Origin of the sequence: Vibrio viridaestus (assembly GCF_003856525.1) — a bacterium.
Classification (GTDB): domain Bacteria; phylum Pseudomonadota; class Gammaproteobacteria; order Enterobacterales; family Vibrionaceae; genus Vibrio; species Vibrio viridaestus.
Genome location: NZ_RJVQ01000013.1, coordinates 59894 through 84354, shown reverse-complemented (window position 1 = coordinate 84354; position 24461 = coordinate 59894). Strand labels below are relative to the sequence as shown.

General features: G+C 42.6%; 24 protein-coding genes. 14 read left to right on the top strand and 10 right to left on the bottom strand.

What is annotated here, in order from left to right:
* Positions 1-4: 4 nt before the first annotated feature.
* Positions 5-2314 (bottom strand): Tex family protein, encoded by a 2310-nt coding sequence (locus tag EES38_RS19850; protein WP_124938967.1) that lies wholly within the window; start codon positions 2312-2314, stop codon positions 5-7.
* Between the two features lie 226 nt (positions 2315-2540).
* On the opposite strand from EES38_RS19850, the gene greB reads away from it, so the two are divergent.
* Entirely contained in the window at positions 2541-3017 is a 477-nt protein-coding gene (greB, locus tag EES38_RS19845) for a transcription elongation factor GreB (RefSeq protein WP_124938966.1), read from the top strand.
* A 49-nt stretch (positions 3018-3066) separates the two neighbouring features.
* Here greB and EES38_RS19840 read toward each other — a convergent pair whose 3' ends face one another.
* Genes EES38_RS19840 through EES38_RS19830 form a run of 3 tightly spaced genes read right to left on the bottom strand, consistent with a single transcriptional unit; the run spans position 3067 to position 5565 of the window.
* Entirely contained in the window at positions 3067-3876 is an 810-nt protein-coding gene (locus EES38_RS19840; protein WP_124938965.1) for a pyrroline-5-carboxylate reductase family protein, read from the bottom strand.
* A 13-nt stretch (positions 3877-3889) separates the two neighbouring features.
* Positions 3890-4789 (bottom strand): VOC family protein, encoded by a 900-nt coding sequence (locus tag EES38_RS19835; RefSeq protein ID WP_124938964.1) that lies wholly within the window; start codon positions 4787-4789, stop codon positions 3890-3892.
* A gap of 56 nt (positions 4790-4845) precedes the next feature.
* Positions 4846-5565 carry a GntR family transcriptional regulator gene (locus EES38_RS19830; protein WP_124938963.1) on the bottom strand — a complete coding sequence of 240 codons (720 nt, stop codon included), beginning with the start codon at positions 5563-5565 and terminating at the stop codon, positions 4846-4848.
* A 455-nt stretch (positions 5566-6020) separates the two neighbouring features.
* Here EES38_RS19830 and EES38_RS19825 point away from each other — a divergent pair, with 455 nt between their 5' ends.
* From EES38_RS19825 to EES38_RS19805, 5 genes are read left to right on the top strand one after another with little or no spacing between them, the layout of a single operon-like run.
* On the top strand, positions 6021-7133 hold the full coding sequence (locus EES38_RS19825) for an ABC transporter substrate-binding protein (RefSeq protein ID WP_124938962.1): 1113 nt from the start codon (positions 6021-6023) through the stop codon (positions 7131-7133).
* Between the two features lie 23 nt (positions 7134-7156).
* Positions 7157-8050 (top strand): branched-chain amino acid ABC transporter permease, encoded by an 894-nt coding sequence (locus tag EES38_RS19820; protein ID WP_124938961.1) that lies wholly within the window; start codon positions 7157-7159, stop codon positions 8048-8050.
* Positions 8043-8927: a branched-chain amino acid ABC transporter permease gene (locus tag EES38_RS19815; protein WP_124938960.1), complete on the top strand. Its 885-nt coding sequence runs from the start codon at positions 8043-8045 to the stop codon at positions 8925-8927. The genes EES38_RS19820 and EES38_RS19815 overlap by 8 nt, the downstream gene beginning before the upstream one ends.
* Complete coding sequence (locus EES38_RS19810; protein ID WP_124938959.1) at positions 8924-9703, top strand: ABC transporter ATP-binding protein; 780 nt, start codon at positions 8924-8926, stop codon at positions 9701-9703. Before EES38_RS19815 ends, EES38_RS19810 begins: the two co-directional genes overlap by 4 nt.
* Complete coding sequence (locus EES38_RS19805; RefSeq protein WP_124938958.1) at positions 9700-10419, top strand: ABC transporter ATP-binding protein; 720 nt, start codon at positions 9700-9702, stop codon at positions 10417-10419. Before EES38_RS19810 ends, EES38_RS19805 begins: the two co-directional genes overlap by 4 nt.
* Before the next feature lie 112 nt (positions 10420-10531).
* Here the strand turns inward: EES38_RS19805 and EES38_RS19800 are convergent, their stop codons facing one another.
* Positions 10532-11707: a M20 aminoacylase family protein gene (locus tag EES38_RS19800; RefSeq protein WP_124938957.1), complete on the bottom strand. Its 1176-nt coding sequence runs from the start codon at positions 11705-11707 to the stop codon at positions 10532-10534.
* A gap of 103 nt (positions 11708-11810) precedes the next feature.
* Between EES38_RS19800 and EES38_RS19795 the strand changes: the two genes are divergently transcribed.
* A complete protein-coding gene (locus tag EES38_RS19795; RefSeq protein ID WP_124938956.1) occupies positions 11811-12689 on the top strand; it encodes a LysR family transcriptional regulator in 879 nt (292 codons plus the stop codon).
* Here EES38_RS19795 and EES38_RS19790 read toward each other — a convergent pair.
* Positions 12686-13240 (bottom strand): TetR/AcrR family transcriptional regulator, encoded by a 555-nt coding sequence (locus EES38_RS19790; RefSeq protein WP_124938955.1) that lies wholly within the window; start codon positions 13238-13240, stop codon positions 12686-12688. The genes EES38_RS19795 and EES38_RS19790 overlap by 4 nt on opposite strands.
* Before the next feature lie 125 nt (positions 13241-13365).
* On the opposite strand from EES38_RS19790, the gene EES38_RS19785 reads away from it, so the two are divergent.
* Positions 13366-13896 (top strand): HPP family protein, encoded by a 531-nt coding sequence (locus EES38_RS19785; RefSeq protein WP_124938954.1) that lies wholly within the window; start codon positions 13366-13368, stop codon positions 13894-13896.
* 41 nt (positions 13897-13937) lie between these two features.
* On the opposite strand, the gene EES38_RS19780 is transcribed toward EES38_RS19785, so the two are convergent.
* Positions 13938-15323, bottom strand: a complete 1386-nt coding sequence (locus EES38_RS19780) for an amino acid permease (RefSeq protein ID WP_124938953.1) — start codon at positions 15321-15323, stop codon at positions 13938-13940.
* A gap of 213 nt (positions 15324-15536) precedes the next feature.
* Between EES38_RS19780 and EES38_RS19775 the strand changes: the two genes are divergently transcribed.
* The 5 genes from EES38_RS19775 to envZ all read left to right on the top strand — a co-directional run bounded on the left by EES38_RS19775 (position 15537) and on the right by envZ (position 20320).
* A complete protein-coding gene (locus EES38_RS19775) occupies positions 15537-16004 on the top strand; it encodes an Lrp/AsnC family transcriptional regulator (protein WP_124938952.1) in 468 nt (155 codons plus the stop codon).
* Positions 16005-16190: 186 nt separating this feature from the next.
* Complete coding sequence (locus EES38_RS19770) at positions 16191-16814, top strand: YitT family protein (protein ID WP_124938951.1); 624 nt, start codon at positions 16191-16193, stop codon at positions 16812-16814.
* Between the two features lie 19 nt (positions 16815-16833).
* Positions 16834-18027, top strand: coding sequence for an amino acid aminotransferase (locus EES38_RS19765; protein WP_124938950.1), 1194 nt, complete (start codon positions 16834-16836; stop codon positions 18025-18027).
* A gap of 221 nt (positions 18028-18248) precedes the next feature.
* Positions 18249-18971, top strand: a complete 723-nt coding sequence (ompR, locus tag EES38_RS19760) for an osmolarity response regulator transcription factor OmpR (protein ID WP_124938949.1) — start codon at positions 18249-18251, stop codon at positions 18969-18971.
* A gap of 47 nt (positions 18972-19018) precedes the next feature.
* On the top strand, positions 19019-20320 hold the full coding sequence (gene envZ / locus EES38_RS19755) for a two-component system sensor histidine kinase EnvZ (protein WP_124938948.1): 1302 nt from the start codon (positions 19019-19021) through the stop codon (positions 20318-20320).
* 64 nt (positions 20321-20384) lie between these two features.
* Here the strand turns inward: envZ and EES38_RS19750 are convergent, their stop codons facing one another.
* Complete coding sequence (locus EES38_RS19750) at positions 20385-20765, bottom strand: carboxymuconolactone decarboxylase family protein (protein ID WP_124938947.1); 381 nt, start codon at positions 20763-20765, stop codon at positions 20385-20387.
* Between the two features lie 59 nt (positions 20766-20824).
* A complete protein-coding gene (locus EES38_RS19745; protein WP_124938946.1) occupies positions 20825-21181 on the bottom strand; it encodes a MerR family transcriptional regulator in 357 nt (118 codons plus the stop codon).
* A 200-nt stretch (positions 21182-21381) separates the two neighbouring features.
* Between EES38_RS19745 and EES38_RS19740 the strand changes: the two genes are divergently transcribed.
* Entirely contained in the window at positions 21382-22332 is a 951-nt protein-coding gene (locus EES38_RS19740; protein ID WP_124938945.1) for a sensor domain-containing diguanylate cyclase, read from the top strand.
* A gap of 10 nt (positions 22333-22342) precedes the next feature.
* On the opposite strand, the gene recG is transcribed toward EES38_RS19740, so the two are convergent.
* Positions 22343-24424 carry an ATP-dependent DNA helicase RecG gene (gene recG, locus EES38_RS19735; RefSeq protein WP_124938944.1) on the bottom strand — a complete coding sequence of 694 codons (2082 nt, stop codon included), beginning with the start codon at positions 24422-24424 and terminating at the stop codon, positions 22343-22345.
* Positions 24425-24461: the final 37 nt, after the last annotated feature.

The following is a 24461-nucleotide window of genomic DNA, read 5'->3' as shown; positions in this document are numbered from 1 at the left end:
TTTTTTATTTTTTCGCTTTTGCAAAAGCCGCTGCAAAGGCTCCACCCATAGCACTGTTCTGAGCTTCTTTAGATGGATGTTGGGAGTGATTCTGTTTGCGGGATGTCGGCGCTTTCGACGCTCGGTTGTCCTGTCCCGGTTCATCATTCAATCGCATCGATAGAGCAATACGTTTACGTTGAATATCGACTTCCATCACTTTGACTTTGACGATATCGCCTGCTTTAACCACTTCACGTGGATCGGAAACAAAACGATCGGTCAGAGCTGAAATGTGAACCAATCCATCTTGATGCACACCAATATCAACGAAGGCACCGAAGTTGGCAACGTTCGATACGACACCCTCTAATACCATTCCTGGTTCAAGATCGGAGACTTCGTTTATCCCATCAGCGAAAGTGGCGGTTTTAAACTCAGGTCGCGGATCTCGGCCTGGTTTATCCAGTTCTTTAATGATGTCTGTTATGGTCGGAATACCAAAATTGTCATCGGTATAGTCGATGGCCTTTAGCTGCTTGAGAAAATCTGTATCCCCAATGAGCATGCCAATTTTTTTACTATTCTGATCGGCAATTTTCTCTACAACTGGATAGGCTTCAGGGTGTACTGCTGATGCATCTAGTGGATTTTTACCATTCATAATGCGTAAGAATCCAGCACATTGCTCATAAGCTTTAGGACCAAGGCGAGGAACTTTTTTCAGTGTGGTTCGACTATTAAAGCGACCGTTTTCATCACGGTAGTTAACGATGTTTTGGGCAATCGTTGTTGATAGTCCTGCAACGCGGGTTAGTAGTGCTGATGAGGCTGTATTTACATCTACACCAACAGCGTTCACACAGTCTTCGACGATCGCATCCAATCGCTTGGCGAGTAGCGTTTGACTGACATCGTGCTGGTACTGACCAACACCGATGGATTTTGGATCGATTTTAACCAGTTCTGCCAATGGGTCTTGCAAGCGACGAGCTATAGAGACCGCTCCTCGTAAAGAAACATCCATATCAGGGAATTCTTTCGCAGCAAGTTCTGATGCGGAATAGACCGATGCACCAGCCTCACTCACGACAATTTTTTGCACTTTGAGATTGCCTCGTTTGATTAAATCAGCTGCGAACGCATCTGTTTCTCGTGAGGCCGTTCCATTACCAATAGCAATTAAATCAACGTTATGTTTTTTAACCAAAGCACCAATAACCTGAATGGCTTGCTCATATTGCTTTTGTGGTGGATGGGGATAGATCGCACAGGTATCTAAAACCTTACCTGTGGCGTCAACTACCGCCACTTTACAGCCGGTACGCAAACCAGGGTCGAGACCCAAGGTTGCACGAGGTCCTGCCGGTGCCGCCATTAGTAGATCTTTTAGGTTAGTAGCAAAGACTTCTATGGCTTCAATTTCCGCACGCTCTTTCATTGCGCCCATCAATTCAGTTTCCATATGCATAGAGACTTTGATACGCCATGCCCAATTGATAACTTGTTTTCTCCAACGATCAGCCTGCGCATCGCTTAGATGAATATCGTAATGTTCAGCAATGATGGTTTCACAATAAGATTCGGCTCGACTACCAGCTTCCTGATCGGGATCGGCATTGAGTGATAGTGATAATACTCCCTCGTTGCGGCCACGTAGCATCGCTAATGCTCGATGAGAAGGAACGGTACTGATGCGTTCTTCATGTTCAAAATAGTCTTTGAACTTTTCACCTTCCTGCTCTTTTCCTGAAACCACTTTTGAGACTAAAACGGCGTTACGATTTAGGTATTGTCTAATCTTATCCAGAAGATGCGCATCTTCTGCCATTCGCTCCATTAGGATTGCACGTGCACCATCCAGAGCATCCTTGGCTTCATTAATGCTTAGTTCTGGATTGATAAACTCTTGCGCTGCAACATCTGGGTTTTGATTTGGGTTAGACCACAATGAATCTGCTAGAGGTTCCAGACCTGCCTCAATGGCAATTTGTCCTTTTGTACGGCGCTTAGGTTTATAAGGTAAGTACAAATCTTCCAACAGTGTTTTACTGTCGGCTTGTTCTATCTCTTGTTTTAACTCAGCGGTTAGTTTTCCCTGTTCATCGATCGATTTGAGAATTGTTTTACGTCGATCGTCTAACTCGCGTAAGTAGGTCAGCCGGCTATCGAGAGTCCTTAGTTGAGTATCATCCAATCCTCCCGTGACTTCTTTACGATAGCGGGCGATGAATGGAACTGTGTTGCCGTCATCAATTAGGGCAACCGCAGCATTAACTTGTTCTGTGCGTACATTGAGTTCTGACGCGATAATCTTACAGATAGCTTGGCTCATCCGTGCTCTTCTCTTTATGTTTTTTACAGATATGTCATTGTCGCAAATAATGCGCTAAATGGGTTTTATATGGGGGTAATCGACCCCATTTTCTAGTGTAGTGCGCAAAACGTAAAATAAATGTCGGATTTGGTTGTCAGAGATTTTTTAGGACGCAGATAAAACAGTAAAATAAGCGGATACCTGAAAGTACCAACAATCACTTCAATTCTGCAGAGAGAATAGATTGAAAACAAAATTGATTACCCGTGAGGGCTACAACAAACTTAAGCAAGAACTTGATTACTTATGGAAAGAGCAACGTCCTGAAGTCACCAAAATTGTTACCTGGGCGGCTAGCTTGGGTGATAGATCAGAAAACGCTGACTACCAATACAATAAACGCCTTTTAAGACAAATAGATAGGCGTGTTCGTTTTCTACGCAAATTACTTCCTGAGTTAACTATTGTGGATTATTCGCCACAGCAGGAAGGAAAGGTTTTTTTTGGTGCATGGGTAGAAATAGAAAACGAAGCGGGTGATGTAAAAAAATTCCGTATCGTCGGTCCTGAAGAAATTTATGGTGATCGAAAAGATTACATTTCGATTGATTCCCCCATGGCTCGAGCGCTATTGAAGAAGGAAGTCGATGACGAATTTGCGGTGAAAACCCCTGAGGGTTACAAAGAGTGGTTTGTTAACTCAATTTCTTATGAAAAGTAATTCTTTGACCTGCTGCTGGTGGCTTAACCGAGCAGCAGGAATGTCTGATTTATTTGCCTTTGGCGAGTTCAGTTGTTCTACGCACCTGAGTGAGAACACTTTTCTGAATTGCACCGGCAAAATTACTCTGATTAAGTTCAAATAGGCCGTTTATTCCGACACCTGCCGGTGAGTTGTTGATATCAAGTAGTTGGCGTGGGTGACAGTTGCTGAGGTTGAGCATTTCGACGGCACCAATAAGATTTTCATAAGCGATGGCTTTCGCTTGCTCTCTTGGCATACCAGCTAACACACCTGCATCGACTAATGCCTCGATGAATAAGTAAACATAGTTAATTCCGGCGACACCGTAGCCAGTAAAAATATCCAACATATTTTCGGCAACATGCATCACTTTACCGAAACTGGTTACGAAGGTATCGACAATTTTTTTATCAACCAGATCATTATAGACCGCCCCAGTGTAACCCAGCCCTGTATCAGTCAGTGTATTCGGGATGATACGTGCGATAGGACGTTCAGTACCAAAGTTTTCCCCGAGTTGTTGGAGTGTAACACCTGCGATGATTGAAATTAACGTGGCGTTAGGCTTTGCATGCTGGTTAATTATCTTGGCTATAGCAACTAAATCGTCTTGAGGGCGCACACCGAGTACGATGATATCCGCATTAGCGAGGTTTATCGCTACGTCTTCTTGCTCAAGTATCCCATATTGCTGTGATAGTTCGACTGTTCTGGAAGGTCGAATATCAAAGCAGGAAATATGATCCGCAGCGAAGCATTGACTATTAATTGTGGCGCGAATCATCGCTTCAGCCATTTGTCCGGCACCGAAAAAATGTATCTGTTGAGTAAGCATAGTCATTCCTTTATTAATTAGCTGCCTGCAATGGAATAAATTCAAGTATGACGTTTCCTGCATATGTAGGAGACACCAATACTCGATTGTGATCGCTAAAGTAGGGGACTCCATTATTATCCAATATAGCAATCAATGGTTCGAGTGAGACGGTTGATATAGTGACGGCTGCTACATGTGGAGTCGGATTGTTAGATATGGGCAGATCTATTTGCGAGTAGGTTTGTTGGAATACTGATGGTGAAACGGCTTTTAATAAGCCTGACTGAGTGTCGACCTCCAAAGATGTCTCCGTCTTCTCAATACAACCATAGTCTTTCGTCCAACGATCCTCGAGAAAGGACAGATCATCTCCAACATAAGTCAGCGCCTCAATTTTGATAGCGCCATTAGGGTGAACCATCCATTCATCTTTCCAAATGAGATCGGGTCTGTGTTGATGACAAATAAAGCTGGATGCTTCGGTATGCTGAGAATCAAGGAAGAGTCCGATGGTAACTACTACGTCATCCGGAGTACCATCTTCCAGAGTAATGGTGCGACGAAAATCGACAATACCTTGAGTTTCGTTGTGACGTTTATTGAGTTCAGAGTAATCGCCTACCGTGTCTTTTGAATGCAAGGCAATCATTGATATGCCATCTTCGCCTTTTGCATGGAATGTATTCATTTGTCGGCCAAAGCAAAAACCATTTGTAGCATTAATACCAAATTTTGTTTCGTCAATAACACCGATTAATTCAATGAAGTTTCCTTGAAATACGGCAAAGCTTGTGGCTGTTCCCCAAGGGTGATTACTTATTTGTGTCATTTGAAAACCTATTTTAATTAAGTTTTCATATGAAGAGTAATAATCTTTTACAGTTAATAGAATATGATCTAAGCTCAAACTTTGTTTTTCGCTAATATCCATATTTTTAAATCCATTGTAATTATTAAAAATAAATATATTAGCTGGTTTGAATATATTTAAATATCGTCTAAGCTAATATCGCCAATAAATATTCTTGCTAGTCCTTCTTTCGTTACACTAACAGCATGTTGTGAACTTAAAGAAACATGTTTTTCTAATAATTTAACACCATGTTCAATATCTCTATTACGTAGTGCTTTAATTATTTCAACATGTTCATCGTAAGCATTATTTCTTCGGTTAGGTGTTTCAAGATCGATTCTTCTGTAAAATCGACTTAATGCATTTAGACTTTCAAGTGTCTCGTAAAGTCTTGAGTTATTAGCCATTTTTGCAATTGCCATATGAAATTTTTCATCAATCAGGGCAACTGGAGTCCAATCCGTTATTTGCTCGGGTTCGGGCAAGGTACGGCAACTCTCTTCCCATATTTGAGCCGCTTTTTCGATATCTTCATCTGACGCTCTTTGGCATGCTAACTGGAATGAGGCTTGCTCTATAATTGCTCTTAATTCATATAATTCATGAACACCTTTAGGTGTCATATCTCGAGCATAAAAACCTTTATTTGGAACAAAATACATAAAGCCTTCTTTCGCAAGACGGTTAAGTGCTTCTCTTATAGGAGTTCGAGATACACCAAACCTCTGAGCTAATTCAACTTCATTAATTCTCTTTCCAGGTTTAAAATAATAGTCTATCGATAATGTTTTTAATTCTGAATAAACTTTATCAACGCTATCAGCCTTACGAGTGCCTCGCTTGCTTTCTGCCACAATAACTTTCCTTCCCGATGACAGTGAGATAACTCACCGCTTTTTTTACAACTAACATAGCTCTAAATATAACGCAAGAAATAAGTGTATACACTTTATAATTTAAATTTTCGCACTAATTTGAGCAACAATGCACCAAATAGATCCGTGCTCGGATATGTAATTTTATATAAAACGGCTTGATTGTAACACCCTATATAATTTTTTTGTCACCCATCCTACACGCTAGAAACACGATTAATTTATATTTTTATCAATGACTAAGCTGTTAATGAGGGATAGAAAATTAGTGACAGCAAGAGAGTGATGTCGGAGGGGATCTTATAACTTGGCATATCTGATGCTTAAAGTGCATAAGTAAGTGTATACACATTGTAATGCACTTTGCGTAGACTAAGGATTTTGCACTCAAAGATCATGTGCATAGTGTCAGAATTCATGACAAGGAGAGATTCATGAAGCAATCTAAATGTTTTAAAAGCCTTTTGGTCACAATGAGCCTAAGTAGTGGTGTGTTCGTGAGTGGCTTTGCCAACGCAGATATCGAGCTTGGAGCGATTTTACCTTTGACTGGAGGCAGCTCAGAAAACGGTATCGATCAGCAAAGAGGTATCGAGCTTGCGGTCAAAGAGCTGAACGACAAAGGCGGTGTTCTTGGTGAGCCGGTAAAAGTGATTTTTGAAGATTCTGCTGGTAATCCTATGACTGGACTTGGTGCGGTGAAGAAACTGGTTCAAGTGAACAATGTTCCTGTTGTTATTGGTTCCTTTTCTTCGAGTGTGACTATTCCAGTTGGCCAGTATCTGGAGCAGCAAAAACGAATTCATATCAACATATCGGGTACCAGTACCGATATTCGTAACATCGGTGATTATTCTTACAGCGTCATCGGGCTCGATAACCTTTCTTCTCAATTCTCAGCCCAAGATGTTTATGATCTCGGATACAAACGCGCCGTTGTGATTGCGCCCAATGGTGCCTATGGACAAGGAACCGTAAAACAGTTTTCGAAGTTCTTCAAAGAGGCTGGTGGGAAAATCGTGGGTACTGTGTTGTATAAAATGGGCCAACCAACCTACCGAAGTGAACTTGATCGATTGAGTCGCTTAAAACCTGACGTTTATGTTTATACCAGTTACGGACAAGATGCGATCGTATTAAATCGTGATGCTTACCAGCTAGGCTTAAATCAAACCCCATGGTATGCAAAGTATCTCACTATGAGTACCGGAGATTCGCCGAAAGAATACACCAACGGTCAGCGAGGTATGGAAGTTCAAAGTTTGGGGCCTGATGGTAAGCACTATGTTGACGCTTATACCGCTGAATATCACAAGGCGCCTCAATCCGCCTATGGAAGTTTTGCTTATGACGCCGTGATGCTAGCAGCCAAGGCGATCGAAACAGCGAAGTCTAGTGATCCAGATAAAGTTCAGGCTGCAATGCAAGATATCGCCCCTTCATATGAAGGAATTACCGGTGCGTTCAATCTAGATAAAGACCATATGAGAACCACTCAACCTTATAAGCGCGTAAAAATTGCCGAGGGCAAAATTGAGCTGCGTTAGTTCAAATAGGTAAGGAGGATCTTATGATGCAATTTCTTACAGATGTATTGATACGTACTGCGGATTTATCACTGATTGCTTTAAGCGTCAGCCTAGTTTATGGCTTGGTGAAATTTCCCAATATTACATTTGTACAGTACGCAATGGTAGGTGCCTATGGCACCGCCTTATTACTACAGTCAGGATTACCATTTCCCCTAGCTCTGGTGAGTGCCTGCGTTGTTTGTGGGCTTATCGCTCTAATACTTCATCGCGCCGTATTTACCACATTGGCGAAATCGGGTTCAGCCAATGCCATGATAGGTTCATTGGCCGTATCAATGGTCATTACTGCGATTATGTTAGGTGTTATGGGATCATCACCGATTCTCTACAATTTACCGATAAGTAAAATTATTGTTTTCGGTGATGTGAGAGTATCCAGTTACCAAATTGTTTCGACAACCATTTCGCTTCTTTCGGTTGTCCTGTTTTCGCTATTACTATTTCGTAGCAAACTTGGTTTATCTATTCGTGTTTTGGCCAGTAATCAAGCTCTTGCTCAGGCATCGGGCGTTAATGCTCAAACTATTATCCCATTAGTAAACTTTATTGCTGGCGCCCTGGCGGGGTTGGGTGGGGCTTTACTTGCTTTGAACTCAAGCGCTTATATCAATCAGGGAAACGATTTGCTACTGCCTGTTCTGGCTGCTGCGATATTGGGAGGGCTTGGCAATCCTGTCGGCGCTGTAGCTGGAGCCGCTTTAATTGGTTTAACCGAAACACTTGCGACAACTATCGATTTTGGCATGTTATTCGGGGGTGATCCTCTATATATCCCTCTGATGTATGTAAACGCGATATCGTTTACCGTTTTGATTGTCGCATTGCTTGTCAGACCTCACGGTTTATTTAGCAAGGAGCTGCATCGTGTTTGAGTTTTTACTGCACGTCATCATCATGACAGGAATCTATGGTTTGGTCGCTTTAGCGCTGAATATTCAGGCTGGGTGGACGGGACTACTTAATTTTGGACACATCGCCTTTGTGGGAATAGGAGCCTACGCGATAGGTATGGGTATGATGTGGGATATTCCGCTACTGTTTTCTGTTCTTGCAGGATTGGTTATAGCGGCCACTTTAGCTCTTGCGATAGGAATGCTAGGCCGCAAACTGGCGGCAGATTATTGGGGGATCGCAACGTTGGCTGTCGCTGAAATTATTCGTATGATTGCTTTCAATGAAGATGACCTGACGGGTGGGGCTCAAGGCATTAGTCATATAGTAATTCGTGGGTTCAATGATACCGCAGGTTCGTCCTACATCTTTTTCGTTATCACTGCCGTTCTTCTCTGCATAACGGCTTTGCTATGCAGACAAGTCTATATCAGTAAATTTGGCCGGGCATTAAGACTCATCCGCGAAGAGCCTCAACTAGCCATGTGTCTTGGATATCACGTCCTATCGATCAAATGCCAGGCTTTGGTATTGAGTAGCATTATTGGCGCTCTAGCCGGAATGATATTGGCACTCTATATGAATTATGTCAGTCCTGATTATCTCCTTTCTTCAGAAACATTTGTGATTTGGAGTATGGTTATTATTGGCGGGATAGGTCGAGTTTCAGGGGTACTCGTAGGTAGTTTGATTATCGAATTACTTTACAACTTTATCCCATTTGCCAAAGATATTTTTAATATCAGTGCGGATACCAGTGGTGCTATTCGTCTGGGGCTCATTGGCTTCATTCTACTTTTATGTTTGTTGAAAAAGTCGGATGGATTAATACCTGAACAAGTGAGGGAAATACGATGAGTTCTTTAATGAATGTTACCAATATTTCAAAATCATTTGGCGGAAATCATGTGCTAGAGAATATTTCCTTTTCGTTAGAAAAGGGCGAGATATTAGGTTTGCTGGGTCCAAATGGCTCGGGCAAAAGCACGCTACTGAATGTTATTTCTGGTTTTACTCCCGCAGACGGGGGGCAAATAGCTCTTAAAGATGTCAATGTGGAGAAATGCCAACCTCATGAAATTATTCGCACTGGGATTGCTCGCACATTCCAGTTACCTTCTATGCCATCAAAAATGTCGGTTCTGGAAGTCGTGATGGCGGCCGATACGCAACAGCACAATTTATGGCAAAACCTGTTCAAAACACGAGCCATGACCGAGCTTGACGTTAAAATAAAGCATAAGGCAAAAGCGATTCTTGAAGAACTGTTACTGACAAAAGTCAGCCATCTACCAGCCTCTGCTATTTCTGGCGGTCAGAAGAAATTATTAGGTATTGCGTGTGCATTGATGGGTGAACCTGACGTACTTATGCTTGATGAGCCTATGGCTGGTGTTCATCCCAATCTAAGAAAAAGTATTGTTGATACCCTAGTTAGATTAAATAGCAAAGGTCTTTCTCTGATTATTATTGAGCATGATATGCAGTTTATTCGCGAATTGTGCCATCGCTGTATCGTATTAAATCGAGGCGATATTGTGGCAGATTGTTTACCGGAAGATTTGTCGAAAAATAAGGAAGTCCTCAGTGCTTACCTTGGCGGTAACTTTAGTGAAATGCAGGAGGCGGTATGATTGAAGTGAAGGATCTCGTTGCTGGCTACACCCCAGGAATCAATATTCTCAATGGTATCAGTTTACATGCACAGCAGAGTGAGATTGTTACTCTCCTGGGGCCGAATGGGTGTGGTAAATCAACGTTACTCAAAACTATAGCGGGGTTTTTACTTCCTCGTGAAGGTGATATTTCTATGCAGGGAAAGTCGGTTGGCCACCTTCCGGTTCACCGAAAAACTCGCGAATGCTCGATGGGATTTGTTCCTCAGACAGATAATGTTTTTACTCAGTTATCGATAAAAGAGAATTTGCATACCGGGGGCTTATTTATGAGTCCACAAGAGAAAGAGCAAAGAATTGAGGAGCTGTGCGAGCAATATCCTATCCTAAAGAAAAAGTGGTCTGACTCTGCCTCGTCTATGTCCGGTGGAGAGAGACAAATACTCGCGCTTGCCAGAGCACTTATGCCGTCGCCATCGATTTTATTATTGGATGAGCCTTCTGCTGGGCTGTCACCTAAAATGCTACAGGATGTATTTGATGCTATCGTTAAAATACGCGAGCAGGAACAAGTCACGATTTTGATGGTAGAACAAAATGCGATCGAAGCTTTGAAAATGTCGGATAGGGCCTATGTTCTAGCGATGGGACAAGTGGCTCTTGAAGGTAAAGCCAAAGACTTACTTAACGATCCTGAAATTCGTGAACTCTACCTTGGCGGTCGAGCGGCCTAATGAATCGCGTGGCTAACCAGAGTGAAGGAATGAAACCATCACGAAATAGAGAATTTATATCGTTCTAAGAACCATAGCGCTCAGTCATTGAGCGCTATTCGTTTTGGGTTACCTATGACTCCAAAGCTCTCAATGCGACAGAAGCAAGTAACGTTGCTCCTGTAATAATCACATTATCATTAAAATCATAATTTGGACTGTGCAAAGGCTCATCATTTTCATGTCTGGCACTACCTAGAAAAATGTAGGCACCGCGACAGGCATTAAGCAGGAATGAAAAGTCTTCACTGGCTAAACTGGGTGAGACTGAATTGTCGAGTGTTCCCGGCGCAAAAACGTTCTCTATCGTTTCTCTTACCAACTGGCTGCACTGGGAAGTATTAATTGTTGCCGGATAAATTCTCTGATAATTGACATCAATCTGAGCGCCGTAACTTGATCCGACTCCTGCACATATTCTGTTAACCGCCGCTTCAATATCATCCTGAACCTGAGGTGAGAACGTTCTGACGGTCCCACTCAGATACGCCTTTTCGGGGATGACATTAAAAGCGTTTAATTCACCAGACTGAATTGCACATAGACTCAAAACCGCTTGATCGGAGGGCGCGACTTCGCGGCTAATGATGGTATGCAGAGATTGAACCAGAGAGGCGCTGACTCTAATAGGGTCTATCGTTAAATGAGGTGTTGCACCACCATGTCCACCCAGCCCATTGACGGTAATATCTAATCGGTCACAGGATGCCATCGCGGGGCCATCGACGACCGCAATTTTTCCTGCTTCGAGATAAGGCCAGTTATGTAGTCCGTACACGGCATCCATTGGGAATCGCTCGAATAATCCATCTTTTACCATGGCATCTCCGCCCCCCAATCCTTCTTCTGCCGGTTGGAATATCAAATAAATCGTTCCAGAAAAATCTCTATGTTGAGCAAGATATTTGGCGACACCGATCAATATGGTTGTGTGACCATCGTGACCACACGCATGCATGCGTCCAGCATGTTTCGAGCAGTAAGAGTGGTCTGTCTTCTCGGTCATTGGCAGTGCATCCATATCCGCTCTTAAGCCAATTTTTTTACCATTATCTGGTTGAGTTCCATGGATAGTGGCAACGAGACCGGTATGACCCAAGCCATCTACATATGGAATCTTCAGTTCGTTGAGAATGCTTTTGACTTTTGTCGATGTATAAACCTCCTCAAACCCCAGTTCTGGGTGTTGATGTAAATCTTTGCGCAGGGCAATAAGATCATCAAGACATGATTCAAGAAACGTCTGCATAAATAATTCCTCTATAAAACTTATTCGGCGATATTTAGCAGTGTCACACGGTGTGTGCGATAATAAAAATAGTTAATTTATTACCCTCCAATAGCAATTTGATATGGATTTAAAACAGATTCACTATTTTCATGCGATCGCAGTGGCGAGATCTTTCTCCGCTGCAGCCCGAGCGATTCATATCGCTCAGCCTGCATTGACAAGACAAATCAAGTTATTAGAAGAAGATATTGGTTGTCCTTTATTTTTACGCCATTCATCTGGTGTTGAACTTACACCGGCTGGTGAAATCTTTTTGCAAGATACTCAAGATGTCCTGGCTCAGCTCGATAAAGCCAAAAATAAAGCGAAAAAAGTAGGACAGGGTTTAGAAGGTCAGTTGAGTATTGGAGTGACCGTTATGATTCTGTGGTTAGAGCAGATAAACCAGCTCTTAAAACGCTATCGGAAAGCGTTTCCTGCAGTAATGCTAGATGTTGATACCTTACTTTCAGGTCCTCAACTTGATGCGATCTTAAAGGGGCGTTTGGATGCTGGAATCTTGATGTTGCCGCCAGCATTACCCGAACTAAACTCTATGATATTGTACGAAGACTCTCTGGCATTGGTGGTTCCGTCAGATTCTCCATTACTTGAGCAAAAACCTCGTTACCTGAGAGATATTCAAGATTGGGGATTTATCTGGTTTGAGCGAGAGAAGAGCCCCATCTTTCACGATCAGTTACTCCAATTTTTTGCGCAGCGGAGATTAGAGCCACGTATTATTGAGAAAGGAAGTGATGCAATCACCATGTTATCCCTCGTGGCGTCTGGCGTGGGGTGCACTATCGTTCCCCGAACGGTACTCAAGGGATTGCCATCTGGTCTTTCTATTATTGAACTTGAGGATCTCAATTTACCAATCAATATCGAGTTGGTATGGAGAAAGGATAGCCAGTCTGCGGTATTAGAACATTTTATCGAGATCGCGAAGGGCGCTTAGTGCGCCAATAATATTTCATGCATTGTTTTCCGGTATTCAGAAAATAGTGCGGCATTATGTTCAAATTCACTACGGATAATCATTCCTTCTAGGAAGGTAAACGCCATCTCTACTTTGAGAGGTTGGTTCTTAGGTTGCTCTTTATTGTTCGCGATAACTGAATTTAGTAAGGACTTCAGCCACTGTTTATGCTGAATTGAAATATCGGTTATCTGTTGGTCGCTTTGCTTAAATTCAGCGACCGCATGCATGAACATACAGCCTTTAAAGTCGTCCTGCTGAAACCATTGGAAGTGCCATTCAAGCAAAGCATCCAGTTTATCTTCAGTTGAATCTGCAGCATCGATACTCTTTTCCAGACTATATTCGAATCGAAGGTGGCGTCTATCAAGTACGGCTTCAATCAGTTTGTTTTTTGAGCCGAAGTGGCGGTACATCGAGGTTTTTGATACCTCGGCTTCGTCGCGAATAAGGTCGACTCCGACTGCGGTATAACCAAATTGATTAAATAACCTCTCAGCAATATCCAATATATGTTCTTTCTTGCTCATACACTCTTCCCTTCAAATTATTCAATAATGCGCTTGTGCTAAGTGTACAGATCTGTATTATAAAAAGCGAATGGAACAGATCTGTACATATGTGGGAAAATACTTAAAAGTTAGTTGGAGGCAAGATGAATAAATTACGCGGAGGGGGTGAACTTCCACCCAAACCATCCATTATACAAGTAGTTAAAGGGTTAATAGGCGGTAGTGTCGGAATTCTGATCTTATCTCTACTTGGACAATATTCCGGTGTACCTTGGTTAATGGCACCTTTTGGCGCAACGTGCGTAATTCTGTTTGCCGCGCCAGCGTCGCCATTAGCGCAGCCGAGAAATGTGATAGGAGGTCATCTGATTACTGCGTCTGTTGGATTGGCGGCGCTGTATCTATTTGGTGATTCGGTTGTTGTGTTATCTCTTGCCGTGGGTGTCGCGATAGCTCTAATGCAATGGTGTCGAGCAGTACATCCGCCAGCGGGAGCGAATCCTATTGTTATAATTTTGGCAGGAAAAACAGTGGTTGGATTGAGTTTTCTCATATCACCAGTCTTACTGGGAAGTGTGGCACTAGTTATTGTTGCTTCGCTGGTCAATAACGTTGGTGTAGGCGCGGGGTGGCCCATCTATTGGCATGGTTTTGGTAAGCCAGGTCAGGAATAATGCTATCAGGGCTGATAGATTCAGCCCTGAAAATGTTAGCTTTATGAAGACGCTTCGGCAGGAGATAAATGGGAATCTGCTTTACGCTTTTTGATTTGGTAGGCGATAGCCATGACGACCAACCAGGCTGGAAGTAGGTAAACCGACAAACGCATTCCGGGCGTCAGATACATCACGACTAACACACCAAGTAAAAAGAACAGACAAATCCAGTTAGTGATTGGGTAGCCCCAAGATGGGTATTGTGTTTTTTCTCTGTTTTTAATCTTAGTGAGTTTAAATTTCATATGAGTAATCGTGATGATGACCCAGTTCAGTACCAGAGCGGAAACCACTAAAGCCATCAGAAAACCAAATGCTTCTCCAGGCATGAAGTAGTTAATCACCACACATAGTCCTGTCGAAATGGCAGAAACAGCCAATGCCGTCATTGGCACACCACGTTTGTTAACGTTAAGTAGAGCTTTAGGTGCATTTTTTTGTTTCGCTAAGCCGAAAAGCATACGACTGTTTGAATAGACGCAACTGTTATATACCGATAGTGCCGCCGTTAGAATGATCACGTTAAGAACATTCGCAACCCAGTTGCTGTCCAGTGCGTGGAAAATCATAACGAATGGACTGCCACCTTCTGCGACTTTCTGCCATGGATAAAGAGAAAGCAGTACCACCAAAGAACCAATATAAAAAATTAGAATACGGTAAATAACCTGATTGGTGGCTTTCGGAATACTTTTCTCTGGATGTTCGGCTTCTGCTGCTGTGATACCAATCAACTCTAGTCCACCAAAAGAGAACATAATTGCCGCCATCGCCATCGCGAGACCACTGAAACCATTAGGCATAAAGCCACCTTGCGCCCAAAGGTTAGTGATTGTCGATTCTGGGTTACCATGATCAGATGTGAGTAAGTAGATACCGAATGCGATCATACAGATAATGGCAACGACTTTGATAATCGAAAACCAAAACTCTAATTCACCGAACATTTTTACGTTGGTAAGATTGATCGCGTTAATTAACAAGAAGAAGATCAGAGCGGATACCCAGGTTGGCATGTCTGGCCACCAATATTGAACATAGATACCAATAGCGGTTAACTCAGCCATCCCTACAAGAATATACAATACCCAATAGTTCCAACCAGACATAAAACCCGCAAAATCACCCCAATACTCTTTGGCAAAATGGCTAAAGGTGCCAGCTACGGGTTCTTCTACAACCATTTCACCTAGTTGGCGCATGATAAAAAATGCAATCATACCTGCGAGAGCGTAGCCAAGTAGAACTGAAGGACCTGCTGTTTTTATGGTCTGAGCTATACCAAGAAAGAGTCCGGTACCGATTGCACCACCAAGTGCGATGAGCTGTATGTGGCGATTTTTCAAACCACGATGCAGATTCTCCGACGATGAATTTCCTTTCATTATTATTTTTCCTAAAGTCAGTAATAAGAATGTTGGCCGACGCTCTTATTAATGAATATAAAGTTATTGCATGCGGAGTTGCCAGAGCAATTCCTATGCCAGTTCCAGATTAGCAGAGTAATATTCCAATACAGAGCCGGAAAAAGGGTAGGTCTAAGCTAACTGAGTTTGATACACTCAAGCGCCTGTAAGTACGATTTTGCTGGTCCCATTATGGAAAATGATCTTGATGAATTTGATGTAAAAATACTCACGTTATTGCAAGAAAACGGACGCCTGACCAACCAAGAGCTAAGTGAGTTAGTGGGATTATCACCGTCTCAATGTTCTCGTCGTCGTATTAGTCTAGAGAATGATAAGCTTATCCTTGGGTATCACGCCCGCTTGTCTCCCCGAGCACTACAGCAAGAAGTGATTGCTATGGTTGAAGTGAAACTCCTCAGTCATGAAGAGGAAAAAGCACATAAGTTTCTGGATTTTGTGAATCGAGAACAGTCTATCCTCGATGCGTTTAAAACCACTGGGGAAGCGGACTATTTACTTAAATGTGTTGTTTCTGATCTCGAGAGTTTGAACAGTTTAATTAACCGCATTTTTACAACTAAACTGATTGCACATATTAAAACGTCTGTCGTACTGGATCGAGTAAAAGAATACGGAGTGGTGACAAATTCTGATTGAGCACATGCACTAGAAAGTGGCAACCAAGGAAGGTGTTGATCACGAATGGTGCATTTTTATAGTTATTTATGCACAATAAAATCTAATTATAATTTAATCTTGCACGATTCTTTCTTTGTGATATTAATGCTGCACAAAATATGCATTCTTGTATTTGTGTGATCATTATTTAGGGAAGAAGATGTTATGTCGGACGCAGCAGTTTTGAAAACAGAAAAAAGTATCAGCCATCGTTGGTTTGAGGACGTTATCGCTCTTTTGATGGGTACCTGCCTCGTTTCATTCGGCGTCTTATTCCTTAAGCAGATTGGAATGGTAACCGGCGGAACTGCGGGATTATCGCTGTTTTTGCATTATAAACTTAATATCGCGTTTGGCACGGTTTTCTTTTTAATCAACTTGCCTTTTTATTACCTGGCGATTCGTCGTATGGGGTGGCAATTTACCATCAAAACGTTTATCGCCGTTGGTCTAGTCTCGTTTATTACTAATACTCAGACTTATGTTATCCATATCGATATGTTGCAGCCGTTATACGGTGCCATTTTTGGTGCTTTCTTATTTGGTGCTGGATTTATCATTCTATTCCGTCATAAAGCGAGCTTAGGTGGATTTAATATTCTTGCTCTGTTTATTCAAGATCGCTTTGGTATTAGAGCCGGATGGATTTTAATGGGCGTTGACGTTACTATCATGCTCGTTTCATTATCAGTTGTCGGCGTTTACGAGTTAGGTTTATCCATTATTTGTGGGTTGATTCTTAACCTCATTATTGCTTTGAACCATCGTTCAGATCGTTATCACGTATAAATTATAAAGGAGAATTTCTGTGCTCGAACATGTAACCCCATACGCTGGAGACCCAATATTGTCTCTAATGGAAAAATTTATGGCGGATGACCGATCTGACAAAGTAAACCTAAGTATTGGTCTTTACTATGACGAAAACGGTAAGATCCCAACGCTTGATTCCGTAAAAGAATCAAAAGCGGTACTGGTTGCGAAAGCTGATGAACCTTGTATTTATTTGCCGATGGAAGGTTTAGCACCTTATCGTTCGGCGGTTCAGCATTTAGTTTTTGGTGCAGACCATTCAGCTTTAAGCGACAAGCGTGTTGCAACGATTCAAACTCTTGGTGGTTCTGGTGCATTGATGATCGGTGCTGATTTTCTCCATCACTACTTCCCTCAGTCAAGAGTTTGGGTGAGTAACCCTACGTGGGAAAACCATAACGCCATTTTCGCAGGGGCGGGGTTTGACGTGGATTCTTATCCTTATTTCAATCCTGAAACCAAAATGCTTGATTTCGAAGGCATGTTGGCTTCTATCAAAGTTCTCGACGCACAAAGCATCGTGTTACTTCATCCTTGTTGCCACAACCCAACTGGTGTCGATCTAACGCCATCACAGTGGGACCAAGTGATTGACGTTGTTAAGCAGAACAAATTGATTCCATTTTTCGATATGGCGTATCAGGGGTACGGCGAAGGCATGGAAGATGATGCTTACGTGATTCGTAAAATTGCTCAGGAGAAGGATGTTATCGCGTTTGTCAGTAACTCGTTTTCGAAAATCTTCTCTCTTTACGGTGAGCGCGTTGGTGGATTATCAGTAGTTTGCTCTAATGAAGAAGAAGCCACTCGTGTTCTAGGTCAGCTAAAAGCAACGGTACGCCGCAACTACTCTAGCCCAGCTAAGCATGGCGCTGTAGTGGTATCTAATGTTCTGAACACCGATGAACTAAAAGCGATGTGGTTGAATGAAGTGAATGGTATGCGTACACGTATTCTGACAATGCGTGAAACTCTTTATAAGCGCCTACAAGAGCTTCGTCCAGAGAAAGATTTTAGCTTCCTGATCAAACAGAAAGGTATGTTTAGCTATACTGGTTTTAGCTCTGCTCAAGTTGATGTATTACGTGAAGATCATGGTATTTATCTGATTGCCAGTGGACGTATGTGTCTGGCTGGTCTGAATGAAAATAACGTGGAAAAAGTGGCAGACGCGTTCGCCGCACTTTAAGCTAAATTTTCTCTTCAGTTAGCATAGTTAAGCGAGATAGATTTACATATCTCGCTTTTTTTCTATTATTAGCAGTTATAACTCGTTGGTATCACTGTTATTGCACGAAATAATCGCTAACAATTCTCTGCATTTTTTTCTTTTTAACAGTGATACATTACTCTTACGAGAAACTGAGCATCGTCATTTGAAGATGTCAGTTCAGCTAGATGAGGTATTGTATGCAGGAAAACCATAAGATTTTGGTCGTTGATGATGACGTGAGATTACGTTCTTTGCTGGAACGTTATTTGTCGGAACAAGGCTTTCACGTGCGTAGTGTTGCTAACGGGGAACAGATGGACCGTTTACTTACGCGTGAAAACTTTCATCTTATGGTATTGGATCTGATGCTACCTGGTGAGGATGGCTTGTCCATTTGTCGTCGTTTGCGTGATACCAACAATAACATTCCTATCCTCATGTTGACGGCTAAAGGTGATGAGGTCGATCGAATCGTTGGATTGGAAGTCGGTGCTGACGACTATCTCCCCAAGCCATTTAATCCTCGTGAACTGCTGGCTCGTATTAAAGCCGTACTAAGACGCCAGAATCAGGAAGCGCCCGGGGCGCCAAGTTCTGAAGAATCCATTGTGGAGTTTGGTGAGTTTACCCTGAACTTAGGCACTCGCGAGATGTTTCGTGGTGATGAGCCGATGCCACTCACTTCTGGTGAGTTTGCGGTACTAAAAATTCTGGTCAATAACCCACGAGAGCCTATGTCTCGTGATAAATTAATGAACATGGCGCGAGGAAGAGAGTACTCAGCCATGGAGCGTTCTATTGACGTACAGATCTCCCGATTGCGTCGCATGCTTGAAGTGGACCCAAGCAAACCGCGCTATATTCAAACGGTTTGGGGGCTTGGCTATGTGTTTGTGCCCGATGGTAAGTTAGCGAAGTAATGTTGAGCTCCTGTCTTACAGGAGCTTTTTTGTTTTAAAGGTATCTTATGCGCGTTCGAAGTTCTTTTACCCAAACCATCGTATTGTTTTTGATTCTTCTCGCTGTCAACCAGCTCTATTCTTATTACGCGGTATTTAATTACGCCTTGTTACCCAGTCTTCAGCAGTTTAATAAAATACTAGCGCATGAAATTGGTTTGATGCTCGATGATCCTAACGATCAGGATATGGCTAAACTTGATGCGCCCGTTAGACAACAAGTTCTTGAAAAGCTGGGTGTAACCGCGCATGCAAATGAAGGTGAGGTAAAAAAAACCTTCGAGCATTCCTATTCTATAGATTTAATGAGTGAAGAGATGACGTCTCAATTGGGATCGCCAACTGAGGTCAGAATGCATCTGGAAGACAAAAGCTATGTTCTATGGATGAAAATAGACAAGTTACCGAATGTGTTATTACGTATCCCTTTATCGGAATTACAGGAAGAAGACTTTGCCCCTTTGTTTCGTAACAGCCTCATCATGGCAATCGTGATTATTCTCGGTGGTTGGATTTTTATTCGTTTACAAAATCGTCCGCTAAGACGATTGGAATATGCGGCTAAAGCGGTAGGCCGTGGGGAGATCCCACCACCAATCGAAGAGAAAGGGTCATCCGAAATTCGTTCTGTAACCAATGCATTCAATCAAATGTCAAAGGGCATTCAAGCGGTCGAAGAAGACAGAGCATTGCTTATGGCTGGAATCAGTCATGATTTGAGAACGCCATTAACGCGTATCCGTTTGGCTACCGAAATGATGTCTCCTGAAGATAGCTATCTTGCAGAGGGGATCATCAGCGATACTGAAGAGTGTAATCAAATTATTAATCAGTTCATGGACTACCTAAAACCGGTAAGTACCGATTCCTTTCAGAAGGTGGACTTTAACGATTTGGTCAGTGAAGTCACCTCGGCAGAGGGCGGATATGAATTACAGATTGAAACGGAACTCTCTGAGCCACTGAAAATGGCGTTTGGCCAACCTGTCGCGATGAAGCGTGCTATCACCAACTTAGTTGTAAATGCGATTCGTTATGGCAACGGATGGGTTAGGGTCAGTACTGGTATGACTGCGGATAATTCGTTGGTTTGGGTTTGTATTGAAGATAATGGCCCTGGTATTGCTCCTGATCAGGTCAGTAAGGTTTTTGAACCGTTTACCAGAGGCGATACTGCCAGGGGAAGTGAGGGAACAGGTTTAGGCTTAGCAATAGTTAAACGGATTGTCAGTCAGCACCATGGTGCTGTTGTACTTAATAATCGCTCTGCAGGTGGCCTAAAGGTACAGCTTAGCTTCCCGACGAAATAGCATTATTTTTCTGACTTAGCCGTTATTTAATGAGTCCAGAGTAAGTATCTGGACTCGACCATCCTTACGCATCTTTGCTTTCATTCAAGACATCTTTAAAGGCAAACATCCCGTTAAGTGCCGCTGGAAACCCTGCATAGACAGACATCTGTAAAATGACTTCTTTGAGTTCTTCTTCTGTGCATCCCACATTGAGCGCTGCATGTAGATGTACTTTTAATTGTGGCTGGCAATTACCCATTGCGGTGAGAGCGGCCACTGTCGCGATTTCTCTGGATTTCAGATCCAATCCTTGCCGTGTATAAATGTCACCAAAAGGATATTCAATAGTAAATTTAGCCAGATCAGGGCAGATATCTTGTAAACTTTCGATAACCGTCTCTCCTGCACTGCCATCAATCTTCGTTAATTGCTCTAATCCAATCTCAAAACGATTTTGGTTCATGCTTATTCCTCATTAAACGTGATTTAATTTTGAGGTTACGTCTTAGAGCTAACTCTAAGTCAAGCGTTTATTTTGGTCTGGTAGTAGTGAATTTTATTTTCTAAGGCTTTGAGGTGACTTTGCTGTTCTTCAATAGAGTGTTTTAGATTTTCCTTATGCTCTTCCAGTAGCTGTTGCCTAGCAGCAAAAGTTTTATCTCCACTTGCTCTGAGTTCTGCGTACTCTTTAATTCTCTCTAAAGGCATCCCAGTCTCTTTCAGACGAATAATGAATTTCAGCCACTCTATGTCATTTTCAGAATAGAGCCTGTGTCCGCTGCTGTCTCTTTTGATATCACGAAGTAGACTTATTTTTTCGTAGTAGCGCAGTGTGTAGGGTGACAATCCAATTCTTTGAGAAAATTGTTTAATGTTCATAGTGAATTCATGGTTTACCTAAACAATAGTGACAGACTATACCATGGTTCACTTTAGGTTGTTAAAGTGTAGAACCACTGAGTCAATATGTTCAATTGTCGTGTGTTATTCAAATAATGAAACCAAAATTCGTGTTAAATAATTACAGAAGGAATATGATGTTATTGGCATATCATGACTGACTGAGGGTACATAATAACGTGGTTACGGCGGAAACCTCTTCACTGCGCGAAATGATTGAGTTGGAGATGCTCAATGCAATCGTGAGCAATAGCCCTGATGCCATTTATGTTGCTACTGCGTCTGGCTACATCATTGCTGCATTCGCAGGCAAAGAACGGATGTTCGAGCTAGATTATGACGGAATGATAGGTAAGCACTATAGTGAGGCGTATTCTCAGCGGTTCTCAGCTATTATCAGTGATACGATTCAACGCGCTCTCGAGACCAATAGCACTCAGTATCTAAGCTATTGTCTAGAACCTAAAGAAATTTATATTCTTGCACCGACCGATTTGGCTGACGGTCACTATTGGTTTGAAGGGAGGATAACGCCTTACCTTATTGATACCATTGAACAACCCATCATTGTATGGAATGCTCGAGATATCACGCAACGAGTTAAATTAGAAAATGAAATTAAGCTTCTTGTTGAACGTGATGATCTTACTGGTATTTATAATCGCCGCCGCTTTTTAAAATATCTATCCGACATGTTCTGTCAATTTAAACGTTACAAGCACGACACGAGTGTGATCATGTTAGATATTGACGATTTTAAAATGTTTAACGACCAGTATGGCCATTTAGTCGGGGATCGTGTCATTCAGCATGTGACAGCAATCTGTAGTGAAGAGCTTAGAGAGTGTGACATTATAGGGCGAATTGGTGGGGAGGAGTTTGCGATTATTTTGCCTCATACAGGATTAGAACAAGCCTCATTAATCGCTGAAAGGCTGCGTCGTACTATTTATGAAACCCAATGTGATACCGGGCAGGATGAGCATATTGGTGTTACGATAAGCCTTGGTATTTCAATGTTTCTTACGGATGATAATGACGAATCATCGGTATTGCGTCGAGCTGATAACGCCATGTATGCGTCTAAAAGATCGGGCAAGAATCAACTGACCGTCAATGTTCACCCATAACTCTCTTGTCTTATGCTTTCGAGTAAATATCTCTTTCACCTAACCAACGGTCTATTATCGCTTTTGCATTTTGTGGATATTGTTCATGCAGGTGTCTGGCAATATTCTGGACCTCAGGAATAAGTCGCTGGTCTCTGACTAAATCAGCAATTTTAAAGTCGGCTAATCCGGTTTGTTTGGTGCCCAGTAACTCACCTGGCCCCCGAATTTCTAGGTCTCGCTGCGCTATTACAAAACCATCGTTACTTTCACGCATTACACCTAGTCGTTTCTGTGCTGTCCTAGATAGTGGTGGGTGGTATAAAAGGACACAATGACTTGCGACAGACCCACGGCCTACGCGCCCTCTTAACTGATGTAACTGTGCTAAGCCCAGACGCTCTGGGTTCTCTATGATCATTAGGCTTGCGTTGGGGACATCCACACCAACTTCGATAACCGTTGTAGCGACGAGTAAATTCAATTCATTATTTTTGAATTGCTGCATGACTGATTGCTTCTCTGTCGCCTTCATTCTGCCGTGAACTAAACCAATTTTTATATCCGGAAGCTTTCGTTGCAGTTCCTGACAGATCTCTTCCGCCGCCTGAGCTTCCAACACTTCCGATTCGTCGATCAGCGTACAGACCCAATAAGCTTGCTTTCCTTCCAGACAGGCATCATGGATACGCTTGATGATGTCGTCTCTTTTCGTATCGGGGATGGCAACGGTTTGGATCGGGGTTCTCCCTGGTGGAAGCTCATCAATGACCGATGTCTCTAAATCGGCGTACGCGGTCATGGCTAAGGTGCGAGGGATCGGAGTGGCTGTCATAATCAATTGATGGGGATACCAGCCATTTTTAGCCCCTTTTTCTCTCAGCTCTAATCGCTGATGAACACCAAAACGATGCTGCTCATCAATGATGACTAAAGCAAGCTTGGCGAATTCAACTTGCTCCTGAAAAAGTGCGTGGGTACCGACCACAATATGCGCATCTCCACTAGCAATACTTTCTAATGCAGTATCACGAGCTTTGCCTTTGAGCTTGCCCGCTAGCCAGCCAACTTTTAATCCCAATGGTTCTAGCCAATTAGCGAAGTTGTTGGCATGTTGTTCAGCCAGCAATTCAGTTGGTGCCATCAGGGCGACTTGATAACCGTTTTCTATGACAGACAGTGCGGCTAGTGCGGCCACTAATGTTTTACCTGAACCCACATCCCCCTGAACTAACCTCATCATAGGATGGGATTTGGCTAAATCTTGTTTAATCTCTTCGACAACTCGCTTTTGGGCACCCGTAGGCGAAAAGGGTAAGTTACCCAAAAAAGTGGGTATGTAGTTGTCAATACCGGACTCTGGAATTGGAGGGGCATTTTCTTTCTGCCCCTGGCTTCTTACCGATAACATCGATAGGTTTTGTGCCAAAAGCTCTTCGATAATCAGCCTGAGCTGAGCTGGATGTCTCCCTTGATCAAAAAGCGATAAATCAATATCTGCTGGTGGTCGGTGAATAATGTGCAGTGCTTCAGCCATTGTCATTTGATGATCATATAGTCCATTCGGAAGGAGTTCTTGGATCGCAGATTTATCCAATAACTCCATGGCTTGATCGGTCAGATTACGCAAAGTAATTTGTCTCAGCCCATCAGTCGTTGGATAAACGGGGGTTAAGTTAGCTTCGACATCCGGTGCTTGCTGAGGTGTAAAAAATTTGTAGTCAGGATGAACAATTTCCAAACCATAGCTACCCCGTTTAATTTCACCATAAACGTGGACCTGACGGCCTTCATTGAAGTTGTTTTTCATTCCTGCATTAAAGTTGAAAAAGCGCAGGGTCAGCGTACCGTTACCATCACTGATTTTCACGGTAAGCATCTTTTTTCGGCCAAAGATGGTATCGACAGACATCACTTTGCCTTGAGCCGCAGCCCATAAGCCGGGATGAAGTTTAATTATCGGATAGATTCGGGTTCTGTCTTCGTAACGTAAAGGAAGATGAAATAACAAATCCTGAACGGTTTCGAGTCCTATTTTTTCTAACTTTTCAGCTACTTTAGCACCTACACCACTAAGAGAGGTCAGAGGAACAGCAGATAAAAGTTTTGACATAACAGGACTCTATCAATTGATTTACTTAAGCGTATTC

Coding starts and splice junctions, on each gene's coding strand:
- EES38_RS19850 (WP_124938967.1), bottom strand. CDS start 2,314: ATGAGCCAAGCTATCTGTAAGATTATCGCGTCAGAACTCAATGTACGC.
- EES38_RS19840 (WP_124938965.1), bottom strand. CDS start 3,876: ATGCTTACTCAACAGATACATTTTTTCGGTGCCGGACAAATGGCTGAA.
- EES38_RS19835 (WP_124938964.1), bottom strand. CDS start 4,789: ATGGATATTAGCGAAAAACAAAGTTTGAGCTTAGATCATATTCTATTA.
- EES38_RS19825 (WP_124938962.1), top strand. CDS start 6,021: ATGAAGCAATCTAAATGTTTTAAAAGCCTTTTGGTCACAATGAGCCTA.
- EES38_RS19820 (WP_124938961.1), top strand. CDS start 7,157: ATGATGCAATTTCTTACAGATGTATTGATACGTACTGCGGATTTATCA.
- EES38_RS19810 (WP_124938959.1), top strand. CDS start 8,924: ATGAGTTCTTTAATGAATGTTACCAATATTTCAAAATCATTTGGCGGA.
- EES38_RS19805 (WP_124938958.1), top strand. CDS start 9,700: ATGATTGAAGTGAAGGATCTCGTTGCTGGCTACACCCCAGGAATCAAT.
- EES38_RS19800 (WP_124938957.1), bottom strand. CDS start 11,707: ATGCAGACGTTTCTTGAATCATGTCTTGATGATCTTATTGCCCTGCGC.
- EES38_RS19795 (WP_124938956.1), top strand. CDS start 11,811: ATGGATTTAAAACAGATTCACTATTTTCATGCGATCGCAGTGGCGAGA.
- EES38_RS19790 (WP_124938955.1), bottom strand. CDS start 13,240: ATGAGCAAGAAAGAACATATATTGGATATTGCTGAGAGGTTATTTAAT.
- EES38_RS19785 (WP_124938954.1), top strand. CDS start 13,366: ATGAATAAATTACGCGGAGGGGGTGAACTTCCACCCAAACCATCCATT.
- EES38_RS19780 (WP_124938953.1), bottom strand. CDS start 15,323: ATGAAAGGAAATTCATCGTCGGAGAATCTGCATCGTGGTTTGAAAAAT.
- EES38_RS19775 (WP_124938952.1), top strand. CDS start 15,537: ATGGAAAATGATCTTGATGAATTTGATGTAAAAATACTCACGTTATTG.
- EES38_RS19770 (WP_124938951.1), top strand. CDS start 16,191: ATGTCGGACGCAGCAGTTTTGAAAACAGAAAAAAGTATCAGCCATCGT.
- ompR (WP_124938949.1), top strand. CDS start 18,249: ATGCAGGAAAACCATAAGATTTTGGTCGTTGATGATGACGTGAGATTA.
- envZ (WP_124938948.1), top strand. CDS start 19,019: ATGCGCGTTCGAAGTTCTTTTACCCAAACCATCGTATTGTTTTTGATT.
- EES38_RS19750 (WP_124938947.1), bottom strand. CDS start 20,765: ATGAACCAAAATCGTTTTGAGATTGGATTAGAGCAATTAACGAAGATT.
- EES38_RS19745 (WP_124938946.1), bottom strand. CDS start 21,181: ATGAACATTAAACAATTTTCTCAAAGAATTGGATTGTCACCCTACACA.
- recG (WP_124938944.1), bottom strand. CDS start 24,424: ATGTCAAAACTTTTATCTGCTGTTCCTCTGACCTCTCTTAGTGGTGTA.